Source organism: Pseudomonas sp. TE12508 (assembly GCF_056279485.1).
Map to the genome: position 1 here is coordinate 1 of NZ_JBWCCN010000017.1, position 25,832 is coordinate 25,832.

A 25,832-nucleotide genomic window follows, 5' to 3' on the forward strand; every position below is an offset into this window, starting at 1 on the left:
ATTGGTTTGAGACCACGCTACTAGCGTGAACAGCCGATAGATTTAATGTAGCAACGCAGGCTACAAAACGTTCCATGCGTTTTCGCACAACCTGGACCCATTGCAGTCAGTCGGAGAAGATGGTGCAAAGGGTACGGTCGCATTTGGGGGCAGAGCAGACCTCTTAGAGACCTGCTGTCGAAGCCGGTGTGTGAGCCGACTACGAAGTGGATGGATCTCAATTAATCTTGGGCGCTTAATCATGACGATTAGTAGAAGTCATAGTAAATAGCCCATGTGCCAGTGGTGTTATTTTTCCAGAACATCAGGCTTCCGCCGTCCACCACATTCAAGTTTATTTTTGGGTCTGACGATATCTGGAACACGAACTCAAAATCATCACCCGGGTCAACGCCAGACTGGCAGAATGAGGGGTATCCACCGATCTTGTGTTCGTATGTGTGAGTCATAAGATCGTAATAGCTCTGTATCTCACCTGTCCGCTCAAGCCTGAGTATTTCGGCTTCAATGTTCGCCGGTATTCCGCCTCCATCCCATAGAGGAAAGTCCTCTGCCACCAATTCAGCCTTCAAGGGAAAGGGCTTGATGTACGAGCCCGCTACCGACAGCTCCTTACGGATAAGCACATCGTCAGCCCCATACTCTCTGATAAGCCAGTTGTTACCCATCGGCTCGAACTGCTCTGGAAAGGGATCAGAAACGAACAGTGTAAGTGTACGAACCCCTTTAAGAACCGGGCTGTTAAATGGCAGGCTTGGTAGGTGAAACTGTGCATACGGATGCAGCTCATCTCCGGCTTTGTTTCTTGGTATGACTTCATCTGGCCGGAAAAGAATTACTTTTCCAAGCCAGCTTTCCTCAGTCTCTTTGGTAGGTCGAAATCCGCCAGCGACGAATTTTGTGGCCGGCCTGGCCAAGCGTTGTCTGATCTCTTGAATTTCCATACTGACGCGAAGCTCCATTGCTCAAGAGTTGGGTAAGAGGGGGAAGTGAATGTTGCCTTCTTTTTTCGCGGAGTACACGCACGAGTCTTGTTTCACTTTGACCAGGTGTGCCAATGACTGCTTTTGGCCGGTTCCTGCCGGAGGTGACAGACAGGAGTCGGCGCAAAAGCGCTACGAAATCAGGAGCGACTCAGTCTGCCGCACTTTCCAGCATGTCATCAGCAGATAAGCTCTTCTGCTTCAGCTGCTTGTTAATCATCTTCAGCGGTTCGCGCATTGCCTGCTCCAGTCGAGTCATGTGCTGAATCATCCACTGGATCATCTCCGGCCAGTTCGATTTGTCGTACCCATCAACGTCTTTGGCGTACTGGATACGACAGGCTTTTTTGTTGGGCATCGGCAACCAAACAAGATTATGTCCAAACGCCGCTTCAATCCCATCTCTCTGTGCTTCCAAGCGCTCGAACACAAAGCTGTTAGCAGCGGCCTGACTGTTTTGTAGGCTAAGATTGACCCGTATTTCGTTCTTACCGAAGATAAGCTGATATGGCATACCGCTCAGACCTGAACCGGCGCTGAGCCAGTGATCCTTCGTTGGGCTGATGTTGTTGTACACAGAGCAATTACTCTGACTGAAGGCTTCCAGCGCTTGCTCCCAGAAGTCCTGCCGCAGGGTGTGACGATGTTTCTGTTCGCTGTCGACGCTTTTTTCCTCATCCTCCTTGGCCACCATTCCGATCATAAAATCGGAAGATTCAGGCGTGGGGATAATCTGCTCACAATTGAGGAACAGTTCGTCACCAGACTGATAGGGCGTCACTTTGAAACACTGGCAGGCGATTCCAAACTGACTGAGCCACAGCACCGTATTAGTAATTTCTTTGCGATAACGAGCGGCGACAAGGATCAACCGCTGTGTCTTTATCCGGTTGATCTGTGCAGCTTCCAGTCCGTCGATCTCCAGAAACTCGATCAGGTTGTCAGCAGCACTGGCCGCTGGCCGGCCGAACTCACGTGCTTTCTGATTTAAGTAGCGTTGGTATATGTCAATCACCTGAGCCTTACTCAGATTGGCGCAGTAGCTGGCATATTTTAGCGCCTGCCAAATAACGTCACGCCCAGAGTCGTCCAGCTTGTTCTCGATAATGACTAGGTTTCCCTCCTTATCAAGGGCTAAAAGGTCGAGGCGTTCGCGGGTATCATCGAAGCCGTCAAACTCCTTTTGAATGATCAGTAGTTCCTCACCATCGCCCTGGGCCAGTGCCTGTGGGCAGTTTTCCAGCCACTCTTGCAAATGCCTGCGCTCAGTGAAGCCCAGCTCCCCAAAGCGTTTTATTTCCAGCGGTGCAATACGGTTTTGGGTAGGGTTGATCTTAAACATGAGCCACTTCCTGTAACTGAGTTTTTATCTCCTGCAAGAACGGCCTCGCCAGAGATCATCTGTTGCCGAAAAGTGTCGTGGAGCTGAGTGAAGTTTTGTATTTCGCATCCGCTTTCGACCAAGAACTCAAGGATCAGTCCAGTCACGCTTGTGAGTGTAGTGGTCTACTAATCCCGGGCACGATGTTAATTTTTCTCTCTGCCTGAGCTGACGCCTCGTTGAGGGGGCCCTTCAGGCCTCCTCAACTTCCAGCCTCGAAAACAACACCAGACGTGCCATTGATCTCCATGAGGGCACCAGGACAATGATAAAGCGTTGAAGGCGTTTATTCGCTCTGAATCGTCCCTGATTTCCTAAACGAGTCCGATTGGCTGTTTTTGGCCGATCGCGGCTGGCTAAGCCATAAGTCAACGGTCCGAGACTGCAAGGGGACTAAGCCGGAAAGAAGGCGGCGCATGCGGCTTCCCATGGGCAGTGTTTTGTCGTTGTGCAGCATCTACTATGCTTCCCTAGGTGGGTTTGTTTAGGGCTACGGGAGGTGATGATGAAGATCAAAGAAAAGAAAGAAGTTGAGATCGTCAGCGACATCCTGTGCGATGTCTGCCTCGAAAGCACTCGCGTCGAGGGTCATAGCCTCCAATACGCCATCTTGCAGGCCCACTGGGGATACGGCTCCGCCCACGATGGTGAGCGCTATGAGATACATCTGTGTGAACGCTGCTTTTTCCAGGCAGTTGCCAGCCTTAAGCAGGAAAGACGTACCCAAACGATGTTCAGTGAAGACGACAAGAACAAATTAACTGACAATTTCGGCATGGTCGCAGTGGACGATTTTTTCAACGACGGCGGAAGCTCGACAGATAAACCGTGAACGAGACGATCAAGTTTACTCACCGATCCGGACACATGCGACTGGCTCTTTTTGGCCGATTGCTACTTGTCACGAAAGACTGCAACCGATCCAAATCAGACATTTGCCAACCTGAAGTTAGATTTGGCCACGTCAACCTAGGAAACTTCAAACTGCTGCCAGCCAGACGCCGCACTCGCCGCAGTAATATGGCGCACCATTGAGATAACTTCTCCACGACTGACAGCTTGCCCTTTTACTGCGGGGTCGTTTGTAAGACGGCTGGCGAAATACTGTCGCCCCTCGTTACTTATAGAGTACTGGCCGTCGCTATGCATCTCTAATCGTCCCTCCTTAAGATGGGTGCGGTAATTACCCATAAAGCGAGATATATCGAAGCACTCACCAGCCATCAGACCGGTAACTTCCAGGATGGCCTGCATATAAGCACGCATATCACGGGAGTTTGCGGGAGGTGGTGTGATCATTTTATTGAGAGTTACCATGGTCATCTCCTAAATAACAGCCTGGAGGTTCGAGTTAAAGCGGCTCATGCAGCACAGGCTGTCTTAAATGAAGCCATGGTCGGAAACTCTGCGCCCGGTGAGTGGAGCAGACGCGGCGTGTTTAGGCTGCATCTTTACGTACGCATCATTCTCCTGTTTTTCCCGTCTCATTTTGTGCTCTAGCCTTCTCTGCGATTAGCAGTTCGTCGAAGTCAAGATTGAAGCGACTTTCCAAGCTCTCTAGCGCCTTTCTGATGCCACGAAGGATATGTAGTTCGTTGGCGCCGAAAGCGTAATGTGCTGACGAGTATCGTCCCTCCCCCAAGACACAGTATGCCAGTTCTCCGTTAGAGTTTTTTGTATAGGGCAGACGCCCTTTGTATTTTTCAATTTCACCGTCTTTATTGATAAATCTCATTGGATATCGAAACTCCCTTCCCTCGCCCTCCCACTCACCTCCAGGCCCGTAGTTTTGTATATTTCCGTTATAGCATTCGTTGCCAATCTTGTACTCAAGATCATGGAGTAGCGCGTAGAAGGTAGATGATCGTTCCCTTTTCATAAATATCTCCTCTGACCACAACTCTAAATAGACATCAAGTGGGGCGATAATGCCTTCACGGGCTTGATGGATACCCACCATCTCTTTCGCCATCCCTGAATGGTCCGGGCATTGAGACGGCCTGGTGACCATTGAAGGGAGTTATGCACCGTTGACGAAAAGCCCAATCCACTCGATCAATTTCGGTAACAAACCAAGCATAGCTACTGATTGACCATCGTTCCTCCTACCGGCAGTTACTGGTCGGATTCGGCCTGTCGCCACCGTCAGCTTTGGGTCCAGGCTGTGTGAAAACTTTTTTGGAGCAGGTTTGACAGTCAGGACTGCAACGAAAATCGCGTTCCTACGTAAATTTACGACCTGCTGATTAACCAAACGCTGGCAGATTTTACGTAGCAACGCAGACTTCAAAACGGGGCATACGTTTTCACACAGCCTGGGTCGTTTTCTGCCCCGTCATGTACGCGAATCATGCTAGTCAAATCTGACGCAAATGATTGGTCAGGTCGAGCAGGGGGCGCATGCTTCTATTAGTAAGGCCACTGATACGTGGCCTCCTTAAATCTACTCATTAGCCGATCAAATTGCTCTCAACCATTCCAAGCAGGCCTTCAGCAACGGCGCCCTTGCCTCAGTTGATGCACCATCAGCGCCACGTAGAAAATCCTCTTGTTCAAGAATGGCTTCTTCGCCTTTTTCGTGAATACCGAATACATCCTCGATACAGCCGATAGGCCATACCCACGTAGTTCGGGCCAGAAGCTCTTGGTGAACTGCTTCCGCTAATTTGAGGCCATCCGCGTCCTGTGCGAAAAGCGCCCAGGTATCCGCCGCTCTCAATCCACCAGCATTGACGGGCAGACCGTTCCCACCCAGCGGCACACCTTGCTCTGCTCCAATTCTGGCCAACACGTCTCTTACTTTGGCCATATCCTCACCGTCTCTTGATAACCAAGACTCGGCACCACTCCTGGCGTGTGTGAAAGCAAAATCCAAGTCTGCAATTACTCCACAGGTGACACCCATAGCTGAGAGCACCGAAACGCCTTTAGGGATGCTGGAGCAGCTGCCTAGCGCCACAAAGCAGATGCGATCAAGTTCTGGCCTCGATCCATAAAGCCTTTCGTACACCAACGGCAGCAGACGCTGATCGGTTTTACCTTCACAAAGAATTACCTTCTCTGCGAAGTAGATGTCAGCAATGTTGCCTAACTCGAAAAGAGTTCGCGATTGAGCCTGAGCTTCCTCCATTGCAGCAGCAACAGCTTCGCGTAACTGTGCGCGGACGACAGAGCCATCAACGGGATGCCTACGAACGATGACTGTATCTGGAGCGTTATCCCTGCTGAGCATTAGGGGAGAGTGGGTAGTGAACACAACCTGAAAGCCCGCCACCGAAAGTTGTTTAAGCGCTTCTCGAAGCTTGCGGACTCCTTGTGGGTGTAAGAAAAGTTCCGGCTCATCAATCAGCAGCATCCGCCTAGAAATTCCCTGGGCGGTGGCTTGGCGCAAATCCGCCAGTAACCGAATGAGCGCCATCTGAATCGCTCGTTGTGCGCCACTTCCCACCTGATCAAATCGTCGACGGTCACCGGACGCCTCGTCGGTAACGTGTAGGTCTCCCGATTTAAAGAATTCTTTTACATCGATTGAGGGGACATCTAAATCCAAGCGCAATCCTGGGAAGAACTCTCCAAGGGCAGCGGTAGCGCTATTGTCAAAGCCTGCCAATACAGGAGATCTCTGATCGCCATCAACCGTCAATATGCGTCGAACTGCTTCCAAGGCTTGCGTGACTTCGACATGTGCTGTGAGGATTGGCGTCATGATTTCATCGAGCAGCCCGCGAATAGTGCTGCCAGCTTTTCCTTTTCCTAAATCCTCCGGCACATCGTCCATGGCTTGGATATGAAGAGCTTCAGGAAGCAGAGCAGAAACAACTGACGGCAGTCCTGTCGGGTACGCGCGCCAGGTTGTAGGAATGCCATTGGCGTCCTTCTCATCAGGTTGCCAAACCTCCTGAACCGGCTTGGAGGTGCCTGTGCCGGTGGTGCGGATCCATAGCTCTCCATTAACGCAATAGGGTTCAATAGCTAGGCGGTGTCTTGGCTCTGGAATTAACGCGATCAATTCCGGAGTAATTCCAGAAATACAGGCGCTGAGGACTATTGGCAACGCCGGGTCAGAAGCATCATTTTTAGCGAAGGCTTTCGGCGCCAGGACAATTCGGATTGCGTCTAGCACCGTGGATTTGCCAACGTTATTTTGCCCCACCAGAGGGGTAAAGCTGCCTAGGGATAAAGAGACGTTTTTACACGCCCGAAAATTCTGAATGTTGATCTGGGTCAGTCCATGCACTTCGCTTTCTCCTGATTTGCCCTGACTCTGGGGTGCCGGGGCTTCGGAGGTGGAGCGTAGAACCCATTTCTCTGGTGTGCTTTATTGATGAGGGATTTTCGAGTCGAAAAGTCGTCGATCAACACGGAAGGATCTCGAAAGATTTTTCACGCGCGAACGGCACAAAACTCCCGCGTACCAACCAGTGATGGAAACTCCTAGAGTTCTGGTGGATCCCAACCCTCAAAATGCTTGAGCGCGTCGAAATCACCGATCAGATCCTTCGCTTGGGCTAAGCGATCTAATACAGCTTGCCGCTCTCCTGATTCGAGAAGCTCCGCTTTTTGGGCGATGTCGTCGAAGAAAACCCGAATGCTGTTCACTTTTGCCCAGGTCTGAATAACCGATTCGAGTCGATCGCGGCTGTCCTGGATCGCCTTGAGCCGGCGCTTTTCCTCTTCCTTACGTCTCCACTCTTCCATCTCTAACTTGTGCCGCTGTCGTTCCTGCTCGTTCCGCACTCGTTGGATCTCAACCTTGGCAGCCAGCATCGGAGCCTCGGCGATCAGCGCCTTTATGATGCTCGGGATTTTGCCGACCAAATCACCAGGCTTGTCTTCAATCCAGCGCTGAACCCACTCCACACCGTAGTACGGGGAGTACACCTGCAAGCAGAGTCTGCCGCTTGGCATATCGGCGCTCATCATCCATCCATCTGGAAAATCGGAATGTCGCTTACTCACCGGCAGCGACGTCATTCGGATGTATTTCTTGTCTGGCCGCTTCACGTGAACGTATTCGCTGATCTCATAGATGGACAGACCAAATACTACCGTCCCGACGTAAGTCACCGTTGGACGCTGTGGCTGCCAAAGGGCAGGGTGGACGTATCTATTTGATGCTTTCTCCCGATGGTCCACGGACTCACGTCCCATGTGAGTCGTAGGATCTGATAGCGCGACCGCGAGACTTTTCTTCATCAGCGCCAAGTACAACTGATTAGCAAAGTCGACGGCATGGCTTACTCCAGAGCGGCTTACTATCAGGTCTGCCATGGAGCGTTTCGATGGACGAAGGTAACCTTCATCTGTTTCGTGGGCTTTCTTAAAATGCTCCTCGATGTCTATCAATAGCGGATGCCGACGAGGAAGTAGTGCAAAACGATCAGCCAGCTTACCGCGGCTCTTTACAGGGGCTTTTGGAAGAGATCGGGAGATTTGCTCGGGCACTCCATTCCTGCTCCAGGCAACGAGCGCACCTGGTTGGGCATCAGGGAGTACCGGCGGCGTTTTACGCTTCCCCACAGCCACTTGGGCCCAATATCCCACCGGAGGGCGGGGTATATTAAGGTTGGTAAAAATGCGTGCTAGGTAACTGGAGGAAACGCCATACCGCTCAGCTATTTTGGTCATGGGTGTAGACCAAGCCTGTTCGTAGAGAGACTCCCGAGTAATGGTGTCCTCCGACGAATCAGCAGTGGTGGCTGAGGCGTTTGGAATGTCTTCCATGCATGAGCTTCTTGAGGGTGATTGGCAAATTCAGTAGTGACCACATCAGCCTAGCTCAAGGCTTATGACGATTATGGGAACCCCGCACGCACACCAACACCCACAGCGCCCCCGATGATGAAGTTCCGGCATCGCCAGGGCCAGCAGCACCTTTTTAGAACAATCCATCATGTCTCCAAGGTGCAGAGTCATACACACGCATGGACCATCCTCCCGAAGTACATCGTTTCGGCCACGTGAGTGGATAAGACATGGGTTGGCCGTTTTCTGCTCTCATGTCAGGCAAGAATCGGCCAATTGCTGTCTGTCGCCACCGACAGCAATGGGTCGAACACGGCGCGAAGCGAGCGACTACACTCGACCAGATGGAGTCCTTCAGCGTCCAACGGCTCAACGATCGATGTCACCAGCACCTCGTTCAAGGGTGACGGCCGAACTTAGTGCTTACAAATCGAAGGGATGATTACCCCGACTATGAAAGCTCAAACACTTGACCTGACGAAGTACGGCGACTGCCTGCCCGGCGAGGATCGGTCGTTCGGCGGCAACGTTTTTTATGTAGACACGCTTCCTCCGAGCGCTTGGTTCAAGAACCTCCGGACCTCGATGTCGCAAGCGCATTGGAAGGCGATCAGTCAGTACGTGAGGGACCGGGTGGACGGGAAATGCGAGATTTGTTCATCGGAGCGACGGCCTGAAGCGCATGAACGTTGGTCGTTCGATGCGAGTACCAAGACGCAGAAGCTCTCCCGCATCATGTGTCTATGCAAGTTATGTCACCTCGGAACGCACTGGGGACTCACCGGTAACATTGGATTTGCTGAAGAAGTCGAAGCACACATTCGCGAAGTCACCGGATGGACTAAGGAAGAGTTTTCTTCACACTTGCGTGAGCGGAAAACGCGAAGACCCGAAGAGTTGGACTGGAATCTCGATTTGTCCATGGTGGAATTCGTCGGCATCAAGTTAGTCGATCCGAGGGCCACGGTTGCCCGTAAATGGAACGACCTTGCCACCACTGTCGAAAGGGCTTCCAAAAGGACCTGCATTACGTTCAGCGGCCGGACAGAGGATTTGTCGAGCCAACTTCGTAAAGGGTATGTCGCGCTGGTCTCTGATACCGACGACGACTTGTTGGGGGCAATACCCCTGACCGATTCGTTGATGACGCAATACATTGCGAAACTGCCCCAGGACATCGCGGACGACAAAACTGTCCGGATACCCTTGGCCCTCTTCATTGAGGCGCACAACAACCCGGTCGTCGTTCGAGATTCGCAGGACCTCATCCGCCATCTTGCGGATCGTGGCGTACCCAAGCGATTGGTTCCTGCCCCGGACTTTGACTGGATCGAGCCTGACCTTGCGATGGTTGCAGCCTGCTTGAGGGACGCTATCCTCTTCTCGGACAACCATTGAACCTAAAAACGGCAGTTGATGAGCCCAATGCAAACCAAAGCAAATGCTTGTCGCGCCGTGGGATCTGCCGATTCGCCGATAGGCGATTCTCTCCAGCAGATCGCCCAACTATTTGAACGAAACCTCTCATCAATACAGCGCATTTTGGTTTCGTTGCAAGCCATGGTTAACTTCTTTGCGATGCATACGGGTGAATGAATTATTATGGCTTCCTTTGGGTAAACAAGAATGAGTTAGGCATACTGGGCTTCACGCGTGATTGGACTTCCAACACGTCAATCCGATATCCACTCTCGCTCATGGAGTTTAGCGGCAGCTCAAGGTAACTGTTGGGGCCGCAGCCTATCGGTTGAGGGCCGAACCCATCCCACGTTCGATAAAGTGCCCGATACTCATTTTCAATCCCATAATTTTCGCCAGACAAATAGAACGAGCAGAGCCTTGATATCCCTTTGAGGATAAACTCTCGTTCGTATTTTTTCCGGATGGTATTGGTTAGATCAGAAATCAGAGGAATGGGTATTCCGGCCTTGGCTTCGTATCTGATCTTGCGAAAATTTGGGTTGGACGCAGTTACTTCAAGCTTGAGTCTGACGCCCTCGCAAGAAGCGAACGTTCTCCAGAAGTATTCCTCGCGCTCCTCAGTTAGGTCGGAGCCAGTGAATGATGCATAATACGTATTTGACATCAACAGGCTTCTGTATCTAGGGATGCCATTATCGGTAAGCTCTAGATAGCCTGTAAGGTTGTGAGTTTTGCAGAATGTATCTATCTCGCCTTCGCTATGCCTTTTTTCGATATTGGTAAGGCGAAAAGTCCCTGAATTCAAGATGGCTTCCGCGGACTTTGTGGACGTGTAGTGATAGACAACTTCGGAAGAGATACTAGGCCAAAGATGGTTGATAATTGCCTCTGAGAGCACTCCATTTGGCTTTACGAGGTCAGATACGGTTCTGTCGGTTATCGTGACGTCCGAAAGCGTTATCGTTTTGCTAATGCTATGGCGCGAAAGAATAGAATTAATATCATCAATGATGTTGTTTATTATCTTTAACTGTTCAAGTGGTGCCACATTAGCTCCAAGAAGGTATGTTTCAAAGCAGGCGATACATGTCGGATAAAGTTTTCGACACTTGTATCGCATAAAGTTTCTTTTCCTGGCGCCTCCTTGAGCCAATTGAGTCGCGCGCTAGAAACACGATCTGGGCAAAAGAGAAAAAGCGACAAGACCTACCTCCAAGGTTACGAAGTCGTCGGCAGTGTGTCTATGGCCGGTTATGGCCTAAGCACTTCCGTTCGTGATCGTCCGCTTTTGGCCCAGAGTGAGTCAGAACCCTTGTTAGCCGCCCCCACTCCGGAATGTTTTGCCCTACTCAGCCCAGGTCAGACATCAGTTGCTCAGATTCAGTATAAGATTCCGGAGATCAGCTGGCACGCCGACAACGTGGGCTAGAGGCTAGAAATCTGGGGGTTGGATCGACGGGCCCTTGGTGTGCAGTCGGTTAACCGATGTCCAATTTCTTCAATCGAGCCAGGCCTTGTTTGATATGGCCGGCGTTTTCACCCATGGTCCACAGTGCACCACGGACATTTCCTCCCACTTCCTGTGCCCCTTGCTCCTCAATCAGCAGGGTCAACTCCATAATGGCCGCCTCCAGGGCCTGCTGGTTCTCGAAAAGCCTTTCCAGTACATCCGACAGTGAATAATCGCTTGGCATGTCGATTCCTTTCGAGAAAGCCCAAGCATAGCAGCGATAGTGCCCCCAAATGGAACCTGCAATGATTGGAGTATGGTCAACTGGTGAAGCTGTCACCGGCTACTATCGGCCGGTTGAATCCACAACTCAAAGCCGTCACTCGCTAGCGGCAGCTGTCGACCGATTCTGTTGAAAAACTCCGAACGGATTGGTTCAACCTACACTGAGCTTGAAAAGCGCCCGATTTACGCGCTGCAAGCCCTCCTCGCAGGGCAAGCGTATTGCAGTGAATCGCTCCAGCCCTACCCACTTATGCCTGAGTCGTTATTCGTGGATGAAAACACCACCATCCCCTCGGATGATGTACCTGATCTTCAACGTATAGTGCAGCGCAAGCTCGGGCGCTGCCTGTTGCGTTTGCAACAATACGAACGGCAGCTGAAAGTCATAGTCGCGCATGGCGAGCTGAACGGTCCTGCGGATCGGCTGCATACCATCAGTGAGCAGAAGATTGCATGTGCCCAGAAAAAGACCATGGGCACGTTGGTAGGGATGCTGACCGAAAGCTTTCTGATGCAGCCGCCCCCAGATGAGGAAGAATCACAGACGGAAACCGATACTGATGACCAGATTTGGTTCAGCTATCGATACCAGCTGGAAATGCCAGCCGAGCGCTATGAGGCAACGAAGGTCGCCCTCAAAGAGCTGGTCGACCTGCGCAATGAACTGGTTCACCACTTCCTTGAGCGTTTTGATCTCTGGTCTGAATCAGGCTGCCAGGCAGCGGATGGTTTTCTGGAGGAAAGCTACGAAACCATCAATCGGCATTACCTAAATCTGCAATGTTGGGCCAAATCCATGGATGAGGCACGAGCTGAAATGGCTTCGTTTATGCAGAGCCAAGCATTTTCAGATGTGCTCATCGACGGTATCCGGGTGGATGGTTCAGTCAATTGGCCTAGCAGTGGGATATGCCGCTGTTTACGTGAAGCAGAAACCAAGCTTGCCCAAGGTAGCTGGACTCGACTGGAAGCAGCCATCCGCTGGATTGGTAGTGCCTATCCAGAGCAGACGCCCAAGCGCTACGGTTGCAGCAGCTGGAGGCACGCCCTGCACGAATCACGGCAGTTCGAAATTCGAAAATCCCAAGCTGATAATGAGCGTACTGCTGTCTGGTATCGCAGCAAGGTCTGCTGACTGGGAAACTGAATCGTCCTTCCTCTTGTAAGCGCGCTGAATGACTGCTTCTGGCCGATTCCTGCCTATCGCGACCGGCTGAAAACGACCCAGGCTGTGTGAAAACGCATGCGCCGTTTTGAAGTCTGGGTTGCTACGTAAAATCTGCTGGCGTTTGGTTAATCAGCAGACCTGAAATTTGCATAGGCGCGCGTTTTTTGTTCCGGTTCTGACTGTCAAACCTGCTCTAAAACGTTTTCACACAGCCTGGACCCGAAGCGGTCATTCGTAGAGTCGCTCTTGTAAGTTTGCTCGCTTATTTTCGATGCCAACTCTCGATACGTGCAATAGTGCAATCCATTAGCTCTACAATTTGGCGAGCGGCAGGTCTTCGTCCCGACATGCGCGATAGTATTTTGATCTAAGCGTTTCTAATTTACCGGCATTTTCTGGTCTAAACTCGCATTAGCATATCTCGATCAAAATACACAGGTATCAACTGAGGTTAGGTTATGTCCGATGACGGCTATGGACGCAGCAGGACAAGTATTTTTTTTCCAGTTTTTAGCATAGGGCAGGCAAAACTGGTGATTGTGTTGCTTCTCCTTTTACTGGTAATGGTCAGCGCCCTTGTGCCCGATACGGCTGAGGGGGGGTGGTTGCTGGTCCAGCAGATGATTTTGGTTTGTTACAAGGATATTGGGAGCATTAGTGAAGGCTCAAGGTATCCATTGGTAATAATGGTTAGTTTTTCTATGGCGATTATTTTGTCATGGGTTGCTGCTATTGTGATGTCATTGACTCGTCTTCACATGCATGCTTTACAACCTATTGAGAGTAAAAGCTATCTTGTAAGGGTTTTGAGCGTTGGGTTCATGCTACTGCTTTTGTTGGTCCCGCTGTTTCAAGTGTTGCCAAGTAGTGATCTACGTTACTCATATCATGTGCTTAAGACGATGTCGGGAAATCGATTATTGATAACTGGTGGGAGCGTTGCGTATTTTCTGCTCTCTTTGACGTTTTGGGTGTGGATTTTATTTGAGTTTTCTAACTTGCTGGGCCGGAGGTCGCCAACACGTAATTGAACTCTGCCATGGCCAAGCAGCAAGTCGCTGACCGTTTGCAGCCGATCGCAACTGGCTGCTTTTGGCCGATTTCCGCCTGTCACGACCGGCTGAAAACGACCCTTTACGGCCATTCACTGCTGGCAGGCACCTGCCACGGTTCATGAGCGACTGGCCCTATTGCGCGAACTATAGAGTGGTCAGGGCGAGCACGCCCAACACCGGCCAGATAGAATGCAATCGCACTGACGACTTGTTAGCCGCTTTAGATACCCCCGAAATAGAAAAGCCAGAAAAGTAAAGCCTTGCCTCTATGTCCCTCATACTCCGATTCACTTTCAAGCTGCTTTCGACAATAAAACAAACTGATAATGGCTGGAATAAATAACAAGCTGAACAACCATTGAAACGCATTTGTTGATTTCAAGGTGATCGCCACAAGTAAATTAATTAGAACTATGCCAATAATGAACAGGTTATATCTAATATGTCGACGCTTCATTGAAGCAAAGCTTTCCCAATCATAAATCAGCCAGTTGTGGGAAAAATCGTCGCATTTAGGACACCTAAGGCTTGGCGGAAGCTTGTCTGCGATATAATCACAGCTAGGGCATCGAACTTTCATGGCGATATCCTGACACTCTCTCATTCGGTGGACATGCCATGTCGCGTTCCTTGTCGCAGTAAGCGCGAGATCTATCAAAGGGTAACGCGACAGGGGTGACAGCAGGCCCGACTAGGTAAAGAGGGTAGCAGGACGGCCGATTTCTGCCCGTCACGAAGGGCTGCAATCCAAAGCAGCCGCTCGCCAAGGTGTACTTTCGGCACCTCCTGAACAGGGAGCCAACGTCCTCATCAGCCTATTCAATTTCCCCCTGGCTGTTGAGGGAAGCCATTGCTCGCTGCTCTGAAATCGGCATAAGCACTGGATTTGTGTCCTCGACATGGATATAGACAAACCAGCGATCCGGCGGGCAGTGAAGAATCCTGTGGACATCGAACAGCATTTTCCCGACTTCGCTACGAACCCCTAACGTTGTGTGATCCTGTCGGATTTCCACATTTTCAATACCGTGCTGCGCCATGGCTTTGCGAAACGCTTCGTCGATTTGTTTTTTGTTGCGGCGCTGATAGGTCACATGCATGTGGTACATCGCATAACAAAAAAATACGGTGAACGTCATCAATATCAGTTCGACGCCGAACCTGCTCCAGAAAGAATCGCCCATGCCAGGTAGTCCTGAGATAGTCCTTGGGTTGTACTGTCTGTAAACGTCTACCTACCCTACGTATGTTAATCAGGCGTCCATTCATGTTATGCGGCAGCAGCTCGGCAATGTCATTTGCCTGCTGCGTCGGCAGACACGTGAGCACGTCCTTCAAAAAAGCATACGAACCATGCCCGTTGAGCCGTGCTGACGGGATTCGACTCAGCATAGCAGCGGCTCGCTGGCCGCTGCTTAGCGGTTTCTGCCTTTCGTAAGCGGCTGAAAACGGCCAAAAGCGGACATTTACTACGCTGGGGTAATTCAGTGTTGGCGCTGGTGCGATTTTGACTCAGGTTGCTGATTTTGACTGACCCACATGCTGTCTCCGAAATCGCCCGTAAGGTCATCATTTTTTGAGTAGTCGGGTGGGGCAATGAATTCCGGTAGCCTGGGTCAGAATCGCACCAGCGCCAACACCTGGCCAGGCTAGCGAGCCTCAGTGGTATTGGGTCGCGGAAGTGTATTCGCTAGAATGAGAGTGTCCGTCGGCTCCGAGAGGGCACAGCATCGCTCAATTTTAGCCACGGAGGTTTGGGCCAGCAATCATCAGGCGGTTACCGAGGGAAGGGGTCTTCAGAATCATCAATCCTTTGCAGAATATTGATGTGTAACGATGGTGGTGATTCGCAGCTGTCCGCTGTTCGAACGTTGCAAACGCCGACCATGTAGCGATCGTCCTCAGCAAATGAGCCAAGCCGGCTAAATGCATCGAACAAGATGGCACCCTCGTAAGGTGACTGTGCGCCGAAGATGCCTTCCGATTTATCCTTCTGAAACTTCTGAAGGACCGGGTCAGCCTTACCAGGGGTGGCTGGCGCGGGTTCCTCTATTACTGCATCAGGGGCCGGCGGCGCTTCTGTGCAATCGGCCGCAACCGTCACCCGCATATGGTAGCGGGGTTCAAACGGATGGCAGACATCCGCTTCGATGCGCACCAGCACGCGCCCATAATAGTCGGTGGCGAGTTGCTGGGTGCCCAGGCAGTCTGGCGGAGCTGGCGGCGCGTGATGGATGTAGGGTGCCGGGAGAGGCGTTGTCAGCTTGCTGTGGTAACCCTTACCTTCGAATGTAAACTTCAGCTGCGTGGCGAAGTACAGTGTTGTCGACGCTATGAGGTTCGGGAGAGCGGTCGTGATTGTGTAGCGCTCAGGGGTGCCTGTTGGCAGAACTGGGATCGTCTCGACCAGTTGAGTCCAGAGTCGCTCGGAATTTGGATCTTCCAGGAGCTGCGCAGCCAGCCAGCCAGCCGGACAGCGGTAGAGGTTGGCGCCTGCGCAGCTCGTCGTCACCTCAAACGTGCAGCGGGTCAGACCACCTTGCACGTTGCCCATCGATAGGACCCGTGCGGTGAACGCACCAGTCGCGAGCGTGCCGCCGAGGTATCGTTCCAACTCTTCTTGCGCGAGGGGGCTGCGAATATCGGCCGACCATTGTCCTTCTGACGTTGGGCTGGGAGGCCCCAACTCCACGTCGTCTTCGGCTGGTGTGAGGCTCGGGTTGCGCATGAAAAGGGCAATCGTGGCGCCGGAGTAGACGGCAAGTGGATCCGCGACCCAGCCGAGCGTCTGGTCGAGGGCGAGGTTGACCACAGCCCCGGAGGGCATGTCCGGCGCAAGGCACTGGGCGGTGTGGAGCGGCAACGCAGTCCCGGTATAGTCAATGAGCGGTTGGATCATCTTGGCCGATCCGCCAGCCAGGCGCCGGTCCCAGAAGTCCCAAGCCTCAGCTTCGCAGCAGACGTCGCTGTCGAAGTAGGGAATGTCGAAGCGATGCTCGCGTTGCTCAATCAAGCTGTTGCCGCGCAGGGTCCGCGGCGACCTGTTGGGCCCGCTCAAGAAGCTGCCGGCTGGGACGTATGGCTGGCCGGTGATCGCGCTGTCCTCGGCGAGAGGGCGGGTTACGACGCAGTCGACCATATAGGGATCTGACGCCAGTATCCACTGCCCTGTGCATGTCACTCCCAAAGCGGGCAGAGCATATACCTCAGGTTTATCAGGCGCCGGACCAGGGCGCACCGCATTGGTGAGTTCGGCGCGCGATACCGGCAACGACGCGACTGTGCAGCGGGGCTTGATCAGCGTTGGGGCGAGCGAGGTGAGTGCGAACGCCCAGCTACTGTAGGCAACTACGGCGTCGCCGACCGCGGGCTGCAACCGGGCTTGCACGCGATAGACGTAAATCTCGTCGCTCGGCGCTGTTAGCAACGGCCCCCAGATTGTGTCGAGACTGGGCATTAACGCATGGTCACCGTCGACAAAACCCCACCCCATTAACGCAGCCGCCTCGAACTGGGTGGCCGCGATTAGCGCCAGCCCCGTGATCGCACTGGGGGCCTCGGCTTCTGCGTCGATTGCCTGCTCGACGCTGCTCCCGAGTGCGCGGAGCTCGTCCCACACCCCGTGCTCCAGCGAGAGGAAAGGCAGGCCCGCAGCATTAGTCACCCGCTCGGCAGCCTCGTCGAGTGTCAAGCGTGGCCAAATAGCAGCCGCGATCTCGGCGATCGGCTTGAACTCGTAGCTCAAATCGATATTGATGCCGCTAAGGTTGAGGCCGAGCACCTCCGGTACACGAGTGTCTGTCGAGAAAGACACGATTTTCACGTCGGCCCAATCGAAGTGGAAATCTTCGCCTGGACTGACGTCTGCAACGATTTGCGCTACTCCATTGACGTCAATCAGGGTCACGGTGGTGGTGGTCCCACCGAGCGGCAGGGCGAAGGAGACCGCGCTGACCCCAATACAATTCGGTCCGCGCACCCGAAATGTCCTTTCGTCGATAGGTTCTAGTTGCTGCCACAGCCTCGAAGGAGTGGGGCTGCGTGAGCGGTGGCCAACCCTTGGATCGAACTCTAACATCGCTTCACGCGATAACGGGCCAGCGCGCTCGACCACGAACGCTACTGGTTTGCCGAGGCGCTCGGCTGGCGGTGCCGCCATAAACGGGCAGCTCCAACGGAGTCGTATGCCGGCAGGGGGATCGGCGAGGACCGTCCGCAACCCGAAGTTTGTGGAATCGATCCAAGATGACGCCTGGAGTCGAAACGCGGGAGCACAACGTGCAGGATCCGGCTCGTTGCAAAGAAGATGCGTGGTCATTTCTACTTCTCCCACCAGATTTTGCCGACTTGTTGATCAAGTACCGTGACGACCTCCTCGAAGGTCTTTTTAAAATCGGCGGCTAGTGTCAGGCGTGGTAGCGGATCACATTCGAGCCGGAAACGGATGCGCAGCAACAATTCTCCTTTGGGGATACGGACGGGCACGCCTTCAGCAAGAAACAACAACGCGCATTGGCAGCCGTCAGGTGAAGGGAGGATCTTGAGTGTAAAGCGACGGGCTGCTGTACCGCCGGTATAGGCTGTGACCGCGGTTACCTCGATACGCCGCCAGTCGCACGGCTCGGAAGTGCGTATTAGTAGCGCGACTGGTGCAGTGGCCTGGTCCATCAAGATGCAGAGGTCGGAAGGAGTGGGGCGGGCAAACGGGCCCTCGGCCAAGGGATAGCAAGTGCCTGTGAAGACCCGGCACCATTCGAGCAGGCGCAGGAAAGATAGACCGGCCTGACTGCTTTCGACGCCCACTAAAGACGCGATCGATTTGGGTAGGGTCCAGCCTACGCCGATCTGCGCAGGGCGGACTGCATCGACGTCAAGCCCGGCGGGGTCGGGCGCTGTTGTAGCCGGCAGGCGTCGGCTGCCGAAAGGTCCAATTGCGCGTACGAGAGAGGACGCGGTTGAGAGATGCGCCGACGGAGAGCGGTAGCCTGATACGCGGTAGGTCCATTGGTCGACTACGTCATTTGCATCAGCATCCTGAGACCGCTTAATCTTGATGTCGTGAATTCCTTTGAGTTGATCGGGGCGAATCTGCAAGGTCAACTCATCCTCAAAGACGCTCAGCTGCCCGGTTTCAACACGCCACTCGCCGCTGGTCTTACTTCCGGCAGGCGTTTCCTGTTTGCAACTATCCACATGTACCTTTTCAATGGACGCATTGTCGTCGGTGCGGACGAAAAGGTCGGGGTAGATCATATGCAGGTAGCCGACCGACGCGCGGACCTGGCGGAAATGATCAGGATAATGGCCGAAGCCGTGACCGGCGGGATTTGGATTCCATCCGCCCACGTCGAGTCCGAAGATCCGCTCATCGCCGAATGTGGCATAACGCAGATAGGGCCGAAGCGGCGGCGGAACGACATCGAACTCCCGCACTACAGCCCATGGACTCTGGTCACGCGCGTCGTGTCCGCGGAAGCTCGCCTTACTCACGCCGGCTACGCTGAGCCGATAATGCCCAGGCGCCAGCACTTGGGTAGCGGGAATGTGTGTAGCGATATTTTCACTGGCGCAATAGCCAATCGCGGAGATCAGGTTTGGCCATTCGCTGTTAACGAGGAGTGGCAGCTGGGCTTCGGGGGCGGTGCGCTCGATTGTTATGGACCATTCGCCCTGATCGTTGCTCACCGGACGGAGCAACGTGGGGGCTTGGTCGGTGCCATTTCTGATGCCCACATAAGGTGCTCGGTCCAGGGGTGAAAGGAAGCGGAGTTCGCACTTTTCTACTGCGAGCAGAGCGCGGCCGCTGCCATCTGCAAGCGGGGTCGAGAATTCGACTGCAAACTGGCGCAGGTTCAGCGCGCGCTGGTAGCCGTCCGCCCATGGAACGGGTACAAGCCAGAAGGTTGCCGTAGCCGAGACCGTCACATCCTCGAAGCGGGCGATCGCCTGCCCTCCAGGCTGTGCTAGATAGGGCCTGGTCGGTCCCATGCCAAAGGTCTGAAGTCGGAAAGTCTCCTGCCGCCGGCTGGTGCTGGGTTGCGCATAATCAAAGCGCTGTAGCCAGCCGAGCGGATCATTGCAGGGAATTGCGAGCCGGCTGGAAGGAACCGTTGCCCCGTCGACGGCATTGAGTAGCCAGCTGGCGCGTACGTTGGTCTCTTCGGAGAAATCCCCTGATGGATCCTTGCGTTCGATCATCAGGGTCGTGAACCGGTGGTACACGTCGATCCCAGCGTCGACCACATGACTGTCGGCCGGATTGACCACTATATCGCTTTCGCCAGCGCGTCGCAGGAAGTCAAGCACGAACATCGTGTCCGGCCAGACCTTGGGCGCAGCTGGATCGAGCTGCCCAACATAGCCGCTCGGCGGATGCATTATCGCGAGCGGACCATCAATTGCGCTTTTTAGCGTGGGCACTGGTATAGCCGGTTCCATCTCCTCAAAATTCCAGATATCCACCAGAATATGGATGGTCGCGAACCAATAGCTGATCACGAAATCGACGCCCATTTTGAAGATGAACGGCTTTTTGAGATAGAGTTCGGTGATCAGCCAGGCGCCAAGGCCAAGCCTATGTCCAAGCGCCTCTAACCATAGGCTGCCGCCAATCGTCAACTTTGCTTCAAGAGTGATGGGGCTCCACCCTACGCCACCTTCAATATCGAACCACAGTTGGTAGCCGCCGTTGAAGCCGCTAACCCCCAATTCCGCTCGGATCGGACCTGTAGCTCGTACGGCGATGCCTTGACTCGGAACGATGCGGACGCCGCCGGCCAGCTTCAGGATGTCGAGCACCTTTACGCTGCAGCCGTACATATCGTACCCGCCAATAGCAACATAGGTCCGTTTTTGGTTGAGGAGTGATGCACTGATTTCAAGGCTACCCTGGAGTTTAAGTGCGTCCCCGATCCAAGGGATCTCAAACCGCTGTGTAGCTCGCCCGAAAATGGATTGCGACCGAAGATCAATGACACCGACAGTTTCGCCGGCGTCGAAGTTATCGAGAACCCACGTTTCGCCGCGAAAAATGATGGTTGGCCCATAACTCACATTTGCGAGCCCGTACTGCTTCATCTGTACGAGTTTGCCTCCACTCGCCATGTCCACAAGGAGAGCGGATATGCCGTAGACACGGATGTCCTCCGGCACGGCGAGCCATGTGTGGAGATCTTTGGGATTCTCAGCCCAATCGGCGTAACTTCCTGCGTCGGCCTTCGCCAGGTGCTCCATCGCATTGCCCGCCACGGCGCCGTCGAGTGCCGGGGCAAAATGCTCTCCATAGAGAAGGCCGATCCCTTTCAGTCCTACTCCTGTCGCTCCAAGCGGGATCGCGACTGGCGATTCACCTTGGACGTCGATCAGAAGCCCGCCCTGGTTTGTCTTTCCGAGAAGACCGAACAGGCTAAATTTAGGTGCGTCCCACTTGATGCTAACCAATACGATTCGGGATTGGTTGGCGACGTTGTCATCCTGCGCGTAGCCCAACCGGATCGTCTGATTCTTCGTCTTGCTGAGCTCAATATCTAGCGAAAAGCCATCGACTTTCAGCACCTGAATCGGAGGCTTAGTGTCCGTTGTGAGATTGACCCATCGGGCCACGACCAGGTCGACGCTTGCTTCACCAATCTTAAGCCCGGGCATATGCGGAACGGGATAATCGGTTAGGCGCAATTGTAGGGTTGCAGTATCCGCTGTGTTGTCGACGTGAACGACTTTCATACCAAAGAACTCGTGGCCCGGCTGAGCCGTCTTAAGTTCATCGGTCCAACTTTGCTCCCAGTTCTTGAGGATATTCCCGTCGCCGCTTTTCTTAAAATCATCGAGCCTGATGATGAGTACGATGCGGGAAGCTTCCTCCAGAATACTTGGGAAGTCTCCCGGGATTTCCGGTATATCCATGTCACCGGTGGTCATAGCAGCCCCCGCTTCTGATGAGTGCTAATGAGTAGCCCGCTTAATTCTGCCTATGTAGGAATCTATCCTATGATTTAAAAAGGCTTAGAGCGTTTCGCGATCAAGTGTATTAGCGGTGGGGTTGAACTTGGATTTCAAACCCGAATGCAACAGGTCAGTTCTTGGCGCAATCACCAAATTGCCCGCGAGAGCCCACCAGCCTCTGATTATGGTGGCGGGCTCAACCATCTAGGGGGGGGCGCCAATCGCCTGCCGTTCTGCGCTGGAAAGCCCGCAGCGAGCTACTCACGCAAGACGTATGCCCGGTACTTAAACGTTGGTACGAGAGAGAGCGCGCCCGTGCAGGGTGCCTTGGGGTTATGCAGTGACCGACATGCGTCAGCCCTGACAGCTATCACGGACATTTCCACCAGCAGACTGGGTTTGAACATCGCAGCTTCGACACAGGCCCGAGCTGGTCCTTGTCCTCCTGTCACCCAGGCTTCCCACACCTCGTTGAGGCCGGCGAAGTCGGCGTCGATGTCTTTGAGGTAAATGGTCACTGGCAGAATCCTGGATTTGTCGATGCCTGTCTCGGCCAGCAGTACATCAATTCTTGCCAGGGTTCCGGCAGTTTGCATCCGAATGTCGCCATCATGATTGTTGGCCAACTGGCCGGCCAGGTGCGCGATCCCGTTGTATGCAATGGGGGGCGAGCCTGCACAATACTACTACCACGCAAGGTGTGAATCGCCCCTAATTTCGTAGACGCTGAACGACCGCATTTGGCCGATTTCCGCCTACCATGCCTGGCTGAAACCAACCCCAAGCAGACGTCAGTCGTTGAGAAAACTGTTTGTAGCTCGTGGGATTTGAAGCGAGAGCAAGGCCTCAAGTGGTGATGCCAGGGTTAATCCCGAGGCTATAACCTCGCCAGTTCGTGCAATCACATCAAGAGTCTCGTCTTTAAACGTAACGACCCAATGTCTAGCACTTGAATATGGGCGGCTGACGGTTTCTTCTGAGCCAATAAGTTCGTTGAACGAGTAAGGCTGAAGGCCCGCCAGCACATAGGGGTGGCGTCCTAACCCCTCGTCCCCTATAGGCATAAGACGATGATCAATGAGCCCGGTAAAACGCACAACCGCAAGGCTTTCGTTCAAAGCCTGGAAGTAAGCGAGCCAAAGGTTGCCCGATTCAACCAGAAGAGCTGGTGATTCAGGGATGCCTAATGCGGGAGCAACGGCCCAGATTGAGGACTTAGCTCTATTCATGATTTCTCAGGAGTCTTAGAAAAGAAGTGGACGATACCATTGTGGTGCAATGACCGCTTCTGGCCGATTGTGTTGAAAAAGTCGGTCCTTCCAGACTGCCCGCGTACTGACTGCTGAAAACGCCTTTTTTGCTCGCAGCTACGCGAAATCTGAGCCCGGATTCCTCTGTTCAAAGTAAAGATCTCAATCTCAAGCGCGTACTTTTCGGCCGTGGAATCCATGGCCGACTTTTTCAACAGAATCGGCCGATTGCAGTCTTTCAGGATGGGCAGCAATCGGCCATGAGCGGACGTTAGACCCAGCGCTGGCAAATGGACAGCCTTGCCGATGCTGCTTTCGAATCTAAAAGGCAGTAGGGCTTGCCGTAATCTTTTTAGTGCTTCCCTACGGGCAAAATCGCGTTTGCTGCAACCACGTCTAAGCTAGCTAGACAGGGAACGGTGAGGTGCTCGTCCGAGCACGCTGACGCCTAACCCCTCCATTCAGTGGGCGTTAGGGAGTCAAGCGGCGTGCAAGAAGCTACCTCACTGCTGAACCCGAGTCGCTTATGGACTCGCTCTGAAGTGCTCACCCGCCCTTGCCCCGTGCCAAGGGAGCCTGGTGCCTATGCCTGGTATTTCCGTTGCATTCCGCCTGGAGTTCCGACGAGCGGGTGCCACACCTACCAGGACCTCACGCTCCTCTACACCGGCATTTCTCCTCGCCTTCCTCCTGCCAACGGCAAACCCCCGTCCAAGCAAAGCTTGCTTCATCGCGTTCGATACCACTTCCGCGGCAACGCGGAGGGCTCCACTCTCCGACTCACTCTTGGCTGCCTTCTTGCTGAAGAACTCGGAATCGAGTTGCGCCGCGTTGGGAGCGGATTCCGAATGACATTCAGTTCGGGTGAGATGAAACTGTCGGAGTGGCTTGAAGAAAACGCCTTCGTCGCCTGGTGCCCGCACCCAGCGCCCTGGTTGTTGGAGGAACACATGATTTCCACACTTTCCCTCCCGCTCAACCTTGATCAGAATAGGCGGCATGCATTCCATCCGAAGCTCTCGGAACTCCGGCGGACCGCCAAGGCCAAGGCGCGGGAACTGCCGATTGCCCGCTAACAGGTCAATCGACACGGACGTCCTATCGGCTGGCTTCGCCAGCCGAAGAACAACCCGAACGCGGCTGCACTGAGAAACAGCCGTTACGCCGTGAAGGGCTCAAGGAACAGAAAACCGAACCGGAAAACCGAAGCGCGAGTGCTGGACAAGGGAACACGCGAAGCGGGTAAAACCATCGAGAAAGGCCAGAAAATGGCGCAGAATCGAGGCTTACGCGAAGGAACACAACTGCACCACCACGCAAGCTATGATCGCTGCTTACCCCGGAGGTGGACACCATGCTGACCCAGGCGGAACTCGAAAAGATTCACGCTGACATTGTCAGGGTGAGGGCCGAGACCATGCGGCTTGTCGGTGCCGGAACCAGCTTGTCGGCGACTGAATCCAGCGGTACAACTGCCGAACCCAGCAAGCTCACGGCCTGGGAATTGTTCTGGTGCCCGGTGACCATCGTTGCAGGGATGTTCGTGGTCATCGGCGGTGCCATGGCCCTGATCATCCTTTGGAGTGACCATATACGACTATGCAATCCGCTTTGAGCGGGACACCCGAAGCTGATACACCGACACCGCCGTCATGAATGTTTCCGCTTCGAGGCGCAGCTTCTTCACTTCTTCGGCAGGCCCAGTCTCTTGCGCTTCATGGTATCGGCGTAATGCTTGCACCGCTTGTTCCATCAGCGGCTCGCCTGCTTTTACCTTTTCACCCAAGCTTTGGTCTTCCTCGCTATCCCTATCCTCACTTATCGCATTTCCTTTCAAACTTTCAGCTACCCGTCCTATCACGCCCGTCTTGAATCCCTGCGCGCATCAAAACAACCCTGATTGGATTTTCTGGTGCAGGATGGAAGCCAGTTCCCGACTAGGGTATTGGGCTTTCAAGCTCCGCGCTTTACAGCCGAGCGCATGACTAAAAGCACCGGCGTCCGTGAGGCCCTGGGCGCTCCCACACAATCGACAGCGCAACAGTACGCCGTCAAGTTTCCAGTGTTTGTTCCAGGCCTCCAGCGGCAGGTAGGTCACGGACATTCAAAAGCAGTCCTTTGGCAATGAACGACAAGGGCTAAGTGCGCGTAAAACCATTCACTATGGCAATGGTAGGCCAGCCTCCTGAGGGCTGGTGTCCAGCAGGCGCAAAAAAGTCCACCGAGTGTTTTTTTGTGAGGGGACATTTAACGAAACTCCATTATGCGCTGCCGTTTAAGTGTGTCCCGGAACACACTTAGCCGTGGCGGATCACTTCCGCATCCGCATCTGCATCTGCATCTGCATCTGCATCTGCTTAGGCAGTTGGCTGCCTTCCTCAGTGCGTGAAGGGCAAAAAAAACGGCCAGAAGCGGACAGTATGTGCCAGCCTGATCCACTGAACACTCAAGCCAACAACCCGCAGGTCTTGGCGAAGCGAATCGTCCGCCACCCCACCTGACCTCGGTTTTAAGGTGCACACTGCAAATTGCGGTACAACATCCGACCCGTTGCTAAGGAGTAATGCCATGCCCAGGCTCTCTCTTATCCTGTCAGAAGAGATCGACGATGCCCTCAACGACATTGCAGCGCGCAATGGTATTACCAAAGCCGAAGCGATTAAGCGTGCCTTTGCTCTACTGGTCATAGCAGACGAACAGAAGCAGAAAAAAGGACGCTTCTCTCTCGGCATCGTCAGAGAAAGAGACGATCGCACCCTTGAGGCGGTTTGCCGCGTGGTGGGTCACTGATGGGCAGTCGCAGTGGCATAGGTGGAGATGTCATCTGTCGAAAAAGCCCACAGGGGTTTAAACGCTACATGCCTCCGTCCCCTAAGGAGCAGGATCATGACGAAATCCGAGCTTGAACAGCATAAAGAGCAGATCAAACTGTTCTATGAGCAACAACGCGTCATACAAGCCAGGTTCAACGAGGAACTACTAGCCAGGTCCATCGAGCAACTGAAGTATCCCTACGGGCCTTGGCGCGAGGTGTTGTTTTACCCCCTAGCATTGGTCATCGACCTGATATGCATCGGCGTATTGCTTGGTTATGGACTGACCAAGCTTGTGCCTATGCTTCCTTGATGGCACTGGCCACCCGGTCGTGGAGA

The 25,832-nt window shown here is 53.6% G+C and carries 23 protein-coding genes and 2 pseudogenes; 9 read left to right on the forward strand and 16 right to left on the reverse strand.

All coding sequences use genetic code 11. The features are described 5' to 3' along the window. Window positions 1-248 precede the first annotated feature (248 nt). The gene (locus ACZ9IM_RS22295; protein WP_476224971.1) at window positions 249-944 is read right to left on the reverse strand and encodes a DUF1963 domain-containing protein; all 696 of its coding nucleotides are present in this window, start codon (window positions 942-944) and stop codon (window positions 249-251) included. A 190-nt stretch (window positions 945-1,134) separates the two neighbouring features. After that, the gene (locus ACZ9IM_RS22300) at window positions 1,135-2,325 is read right to left on the reverse strand and encodes a DUF4268 domain-containing protein (RefSeq protein ID WP_476224972.1); all 1,191 of its coding nucleotides are present in this window, start codon (window positions 2,323-2,325) and stop codon (window positions 1,135-1,137) included. Between the two features lie 544 nt (window positions 2,326-2,869). Between ACZ9IM_RS22300 and ACZ9IM_RS22305 the strand changes: the two genes are divergently transcribed. Next, window positions 2,870-3,196 carry a hypothetical protein gene (locus ACZ9IM_RS22305; RefSeq protein WP_476224973.1) on the forward strand — a complete coding sequence of 109 codons (327 nt, stop codon included), beginning with the start codon at window positions 2,870-2,872 and terminating at the stop codon, window positions 3,194-3,196. A gap of 137 nt (window positions 3,197-3,333) precedes the next feature. On the opposite strand, the gene ACZ9IM_RS22310 is transcribed toward ACZ9IM_RS22305, so the two are convergent. The 4 genes from ACZ9IM_RS22310 to ACZ9IM_RS22325 form a co-directional block, all read right to left on the reverse strand. Next, window positions 3,334-3,681, reverse strand: coding sequence for a hypothetical protein (locus ACZ9IM_RS22310; RefSeq protein WP_476224974.1), 348 nt, complete (start codon window positions 3,679-3,681; stop codon window positions 3,334-3,336). 145 nt (window positions 3,682-3,826) lie between these two features. Then, entirely contained in the window at window positions 3,827-4,336 is a 510-nt protein-coding gene (locus ACZ9IM_RS22315) for a hypothetical protein (RefSeq protein ID WP_476224975.1), read from the reverse strand. 486 nt (window positions 4,337-4,822) lie between these two features. After that, window positions 4,823-6,601 carry an ATP-dependent nuclease gene (locus ACZ9IM_RS22320; protein WP_476224976.1) on the reverse strand — a complete coding sequence of 593 codons (1,779 nt, stop codon included), beginning with the start codon at window positions 6,599-6,601 and terminating at the stop codon, window positions 4,823-4,825. A gap of 197 nt (window positions 6,602-6,798) precedes the next feature. Then, window positions 6,799-8,088 carry a hypothetical protein gene (locus ACZ9IM_RS22325; protein ID WP_476224977.1) on the reverse strand — a complete coding sequence of 430 codons (1,290 nt, stop codon included), beginning with the start codon at window positions 8,086-8,088 and terminating at the stop codon, window positions 6,799-6,801. 474 nt (window positions 8,089-8,562) lie between these two features. Here ACZ9IM_RS22325 and ACZ9IM_RS22330 point away from each other — a divergent pair, with 474 nt between their 5' ends. Both ACZ9IM_RS22330 and ACZ9IM_RS22335 read left to right on the forward strand, forming a co-directional pair. Next, on the forward strand, window positions 8,563-9,507 hold the full coding sequence (locus ACZ9IM_RS22330) for a hypothetical protein (RefSeq protein ID WP_476224978.1): 945 nt from the start codon (window positions 8,563-8,565) through the stop codon (window positions 9,505-9,507). Window positions 9,508-9,534: 27 nt separating this feature from the next. Then, window positions 9,535-9,705 carry a hypothetical protein gene (locus tag ACZ9IM_RS22335; RefSeq protein WP_476224979.1) on the forward strand — a complete coding sequence of 57 codons (171 nt, stop codon included), beginning with the start codon at window positions 9,535-9,537 and terminating at the stop codon, window positions 9,703-9,705. A 4-nt stretch (window positions 9,706-9,709) separates the two neighbouring features. Here ACZ9IM_RS22335 and ACZ9IM_RS22340 read toward each other — a convergent pair whose 3' ends face one another. Together ACZ9IM_RS22340 and ACZ9IM_RS22345 are read right to left on the reverse strand one after the other, a co-directional pair. Continuing rightward, window positions 9,710-10,579: a hypothetical protein gene (locus ACZ9IM_RS22340; RefSeq protein WP_476224980.1), complete on the reverse strand. Its 870-nt coding sequence runs from the start codon at window positions 10,577-10,579 to the stop codon at window positions 9,710-9,712. A 430-nt stretch (window positions 10,580-11,009) separates the two neighbouring features. Continuing rightward, window positions 11,010-11,225, reverse strand: a complete 216-nt coding sequence (locus ACZ9IM_RS22345; protein WP_053184852.1) for a hypothetical protein — start codon at window positions 11,223-11,225, stop codon at window positions 11,010-11,012. Between the two features lie 168 nt (window positions 11,226-11,393). Between ACZ9IM_RS22345 and ACZ9IM_RS22350 the strand changes: the two genes are divergently transcribed. Both ACZ9IM_RS22350 and ACZ9IM_RS22355 read left to right on the forward strand, forming a co-directional pair. Continuing rightward, window positions 11,394-12,401: an OST-HTH/LOTUS domain-containing protein gene (locus ACZ9IM_RS22350; protein ID WP_476224981.1), complete on the forward strand. Its 1,008-nt coding sequence runs from the start codon at window positions 11,394-11,396 to the stop codon at window positions 12,399-12,401. A gap of 491 nt (window positions 12,402-12,892) precedes the next feature. After that, entirely contained in the window at window positions 12,893-13,465 is a 573-nt protein-coding gene (locus tag ACZ9IM_RS22355) for a hypothetical protein (RefSeq protein ID WP_476224982.1), read from the forward strand. An 839-nt stretch (window positions 13,466-14,304) separates the two neighbouring features. Here ACZ9IM_RS22355 and ACZ9IM_RS22360 read toward each other — a convergent pair. The 6 genes and pseudogenes from ACZ9IM_RS22360 to ACZ9IM_RS22385 all read right to left on the reverse strand — a co-directional run bounded on the left by ACZ9IM_RS22360 (window position 14,305) and on the right by ACZ9IM_RS22385 (window position 22,659). Continuing rightward, window positions 14,305-14,673: a hypothetical protein gene (locus tag ACZ9IM_RS22360; protein WP_476224983.1), complete on the reverse strand. Its 369-nt coding sequence runs from the start codon at window positions 14,671-14,673 to the stop codon at window positions 14,305-14,307. 88 nt (window positions 14,674-14,761) lie between these two features. Continuing rightward, a pseudogene (locus ACZ9IM_RS22365) lies at window positions 14,762-14,908 on the reverse strand (transposase domain-containing protein); the annotation flags it as partial. 358 nt (window positions 14,909-15,266) lie between these two features. Next, entirely contained in the window at window positions 15,267-17,648 is a 2,382-nt protein-coding gene (locus ACZ9IM_RS22370; RefSeq protein WP_476224984.1) for a hypothetical protein, read from the reverse strand. 161 nt (window positions 17,649-17,809) lie between these two features. Continuing rightward, the gene (locus ACZ9IM_RS22375; protein WP_476224985.1) at window positions 17,810-21,406 is read right to left on the reverse strand and encodes a hypothetical protein; all 3,597 of its coding nucleotides are present in this window, start codon (window positions 21,404-21,406) and stop codon (window positions 17,810-17,812) included. 389 nt (window positions 21,407-21,795) lie between these two features. Beyond that, window positions 21,796-22,092 (reverse strand): annotated as a pseudogene (locus ACZ9IM_RS22380) (RidA family protein); the annotation flags it as partial. A gap of 129 nt (window positions 22,093-22,221) precedes the next feature. Further along, a complete protein-coding gene (locus ACZ9IM_RS22385) occupies window positions 22,222-22,659 on the reverse strand; it encodes a hypothetical protein (RefSeq protein ID WP_476224986.1) in 438 nt (145 codons plus the stop codon). A gap of 584 nt (window positions 22,660-23,243) precedes the next feature. On the opposite strand from ACZ9IM_RS22385, the gene ACZ9IM_RS22390 reads away from it, so the two are divergent. Together ACZ9IM_RS22390 and ACZ9IM_RS22395 are read left to right on the forward strand one after the other, a co-directional pair. Then, window positions 23,244-23,756, forward strand: coding sequence for a GIY-YIG nuclease family protein (locus ACZ9IM_RS22390; RefSeq protein ID WP_476225046.1), 513 nt, complete (start codon window positions 23,244-23,246; stop codon window positions 23,754-23,756). Window positions 23,757-24,034: 278 nt separating this feature from the next. Next, window positions 24,035-24,295: a hypothetical protein gene (locus ACZ9IM_RS22395; protein WP_476224987.1), complete on the forward strand. Its 261-nt coding sequence runs from the start codon at window positions 24,035-24,037 to the stop codon at window positions 24,293-24,295. Here the strand turns inward: ACZ9IM_RS22395 and ACZ9IM_RS22400 are convergent. After that, on the reverse strand, window positions 24,278-24,466 hold the full coding sequence (locus ACZ9IM_RS22400) for a hypothetical protein (RefSeq protein ID WP_476224988.1): 189 nt from the start codon (window positions 24,464-24,466) through the stop codon (window positions 24,278-24,280). The genes ACZ9IM_RS22395 and ACZ9IM_RS22400 overlap by 18 nt on opposite strands. Before the next feature lie 99 nt (window positions 24,467-24,565). Next, window positions 24,566-24,784 carry a hypothetical protein gene (locus ACZ9IM_RS22405; RefSeq protein WP_476224989.1) on the reverse strand — a complete coding sequence of 73 codons (219 nt, stop codon included), beginning with the start codon at window positions 24,782-24,784 and terminating at the stop codon, window positions 24,566-24,568. A gap of 464 nt (window positions 24,785-25,248) precedes the next feature. On the opposite strand from ACZ9IM_RS22405, the gene ACZ9IM_RS22410 reads away from it, so the two are divergent. Both ACZ9IM_RS22410 and ACZ9IM_RS22415 read left to right on the forward strand, forming a co-directional pair. After that, window positions 25,249-25,470: a hypothetical protein gene (locus ACZ9IM_RS22410; protein WP_476224990.1), complete on the forward strand. Its 222-nt coding sequence runs from the start codon at window positions 25,249-25,251 to the stop codon at window positions 25,468-25,470. A gap of 96 nt (window positions 25,471-25,566) precedes the next feature. Further along, complete coding sequence (locus ACZ9IM_RS22415) at window positions 25,567-25,806, forward strand: hypothetical protein (protein WP_476224991.1); 240 nt, start codon at window positions 25,567-25,569, stop codon at window positions 25,804-25,806. Window positions 25,807-25,832: the final 26 nt, after the last annotated feature.

What these genes read in the sequence shown, in the direction of transcription:
- ACZ9IM_RS22325 (WP_476224977.1), bottom strand. Translation starts at nt 8,088, where the DNA reads ATGGAAGACATTCCAAACGCCTCAGCCACCACTGCTGATTCGTCGGAG.
- ACZ9IM_RS22405 (WP_476224989.1), bottom strand. Translation starts at nt 24,784, where the DNA reads ATGTCCGTGACCTACCTGCCGCTGGAGGCCTGGAACAAACACTGGAAA.
- ACZ9IM_RS22360 (WP_476224983.1), bottom strand. Translation starts at nt 14,673, where the DNA reads ATGGGCGATTCTTTCTGGAGCAGGTTCGGCGTCGAACTGATATTGATG.
- ACZ9IM_RS22295 (WP_476224971.1), bottom strand. Translation starts at nt 944, where the DNA reads ATGGAAATTCAAGAGATCAGACAACGCTTGGCCAGGCCGGCCACAAAA.
- ACZ9IM_RS22395 (WP_476224987.1), top strand. Translation starts at nt 24,035, where the DNA reads ATGCTGACCCAGGCGGAACTCGAAAAGATTCACGCTGACATTGTCAGG.
- ACZ9IM_RS22330 (WP_476224978.1), top strand. Translation starts at nt 8,563, where the DNA reads ATGAAAGCTCAAACACTTGACCTGACGAAGTACGGCGACTGCCTGCCC.
- ACZ9IM_RS22300 (WP_476224972.1), bottom strand. Translation starts at nt 2,325, where the DNA reads ATGTTTAAGATCAACCCTACCCAAAACCGTATTGCACCGCTGGAAATA.
- ACZ9IM_RS22415 (WP_476224991.1), top strand. Translation starts at nt 25,567, where the DNA reads ATGACGAAATCCGAGCTTGAACAGCATAAAGAGCAGATCAAACTGTTC.
- ACZ9IM_RS22335 (WP_476224979.1), top strand. Translation starts at nt 9,535, where the DNA reads ATGCAAACCAAAGCAAATGCTTGTCGCGCCGTGGGATCTGCCGATTCG.
- ACZ9IM_RS22370 (WP_476224984.1), bottom strand. Translation starts at nt 17,648, where the DNA reads ATGGCGGCACCGCCAGCCGAGCGCCTCGGCAAACCAGTAGCGTTCGTG.
- ACZ9IM_RS22355 (WP_476224982.1), top strand. Translation starts at nt 12,893, where the DNA reads ATGTCCGATGACGGCTATGGACGCAGCAGGACAAGTATTTTTTTTCCA.
- ACZ9IM_RS22310 (WP_476224974.1), bottom strand. Translation starts at nt 3,681, where the DNA reads ATGGTAACTCTCAATAAAATGATCACACCACCTCCCGCAAACTCCCGT.
- ACZ9IM_RS22410 (WP_476224990.1), top strand. Translation starts at nt 25,249, where the DNA reads ATGCCCAGGCTCTCTCTTATCCTGTCAGAAGAGATCGACGATGCCCTC.
- ACZ9IM_RS22305 (WP_476224973.1), top strand. Translation starts at nt 2,870, where the DNA reads ATGAAGATCAAAGAAAAGAAAGAAGTTGAGATCGTCAGCGACATCCTG.
- ACZ9IM_RS22315 (WP_476224975.1), bottom strand. Translation starts at nt 4,336, where the DNA reads ATGGCGAAAGAGATGGTGGGTATCCATCAAGCCCGTGAAGGCATTATC.
- ACZ9IM_RS22385 (WP_476224986.1), bottom strand. Translation starts at nt 22,659, where the DNA reads ATGAATAGAGCTAAGTCCTCAATCTGGGCCGTTGCTCCCGCATTAGGC.
- ACZ9IM_RS22345 (WP_053184852.1), bottom strand. Translation starts at nt 11,225, where the DNA reads ATGCCAAGCGATTATTCACTGTCGGATGTACTGGAAAGGCTTTTCGAG.
- ACZ9IM_RS22375 (WP_476224985.1), bottom strand. Translation starts at nt 21,406, where the DNA reads ATGACCACCGGTGACATGGATATACCGGAAATCCCGGGAGACTTCCCA.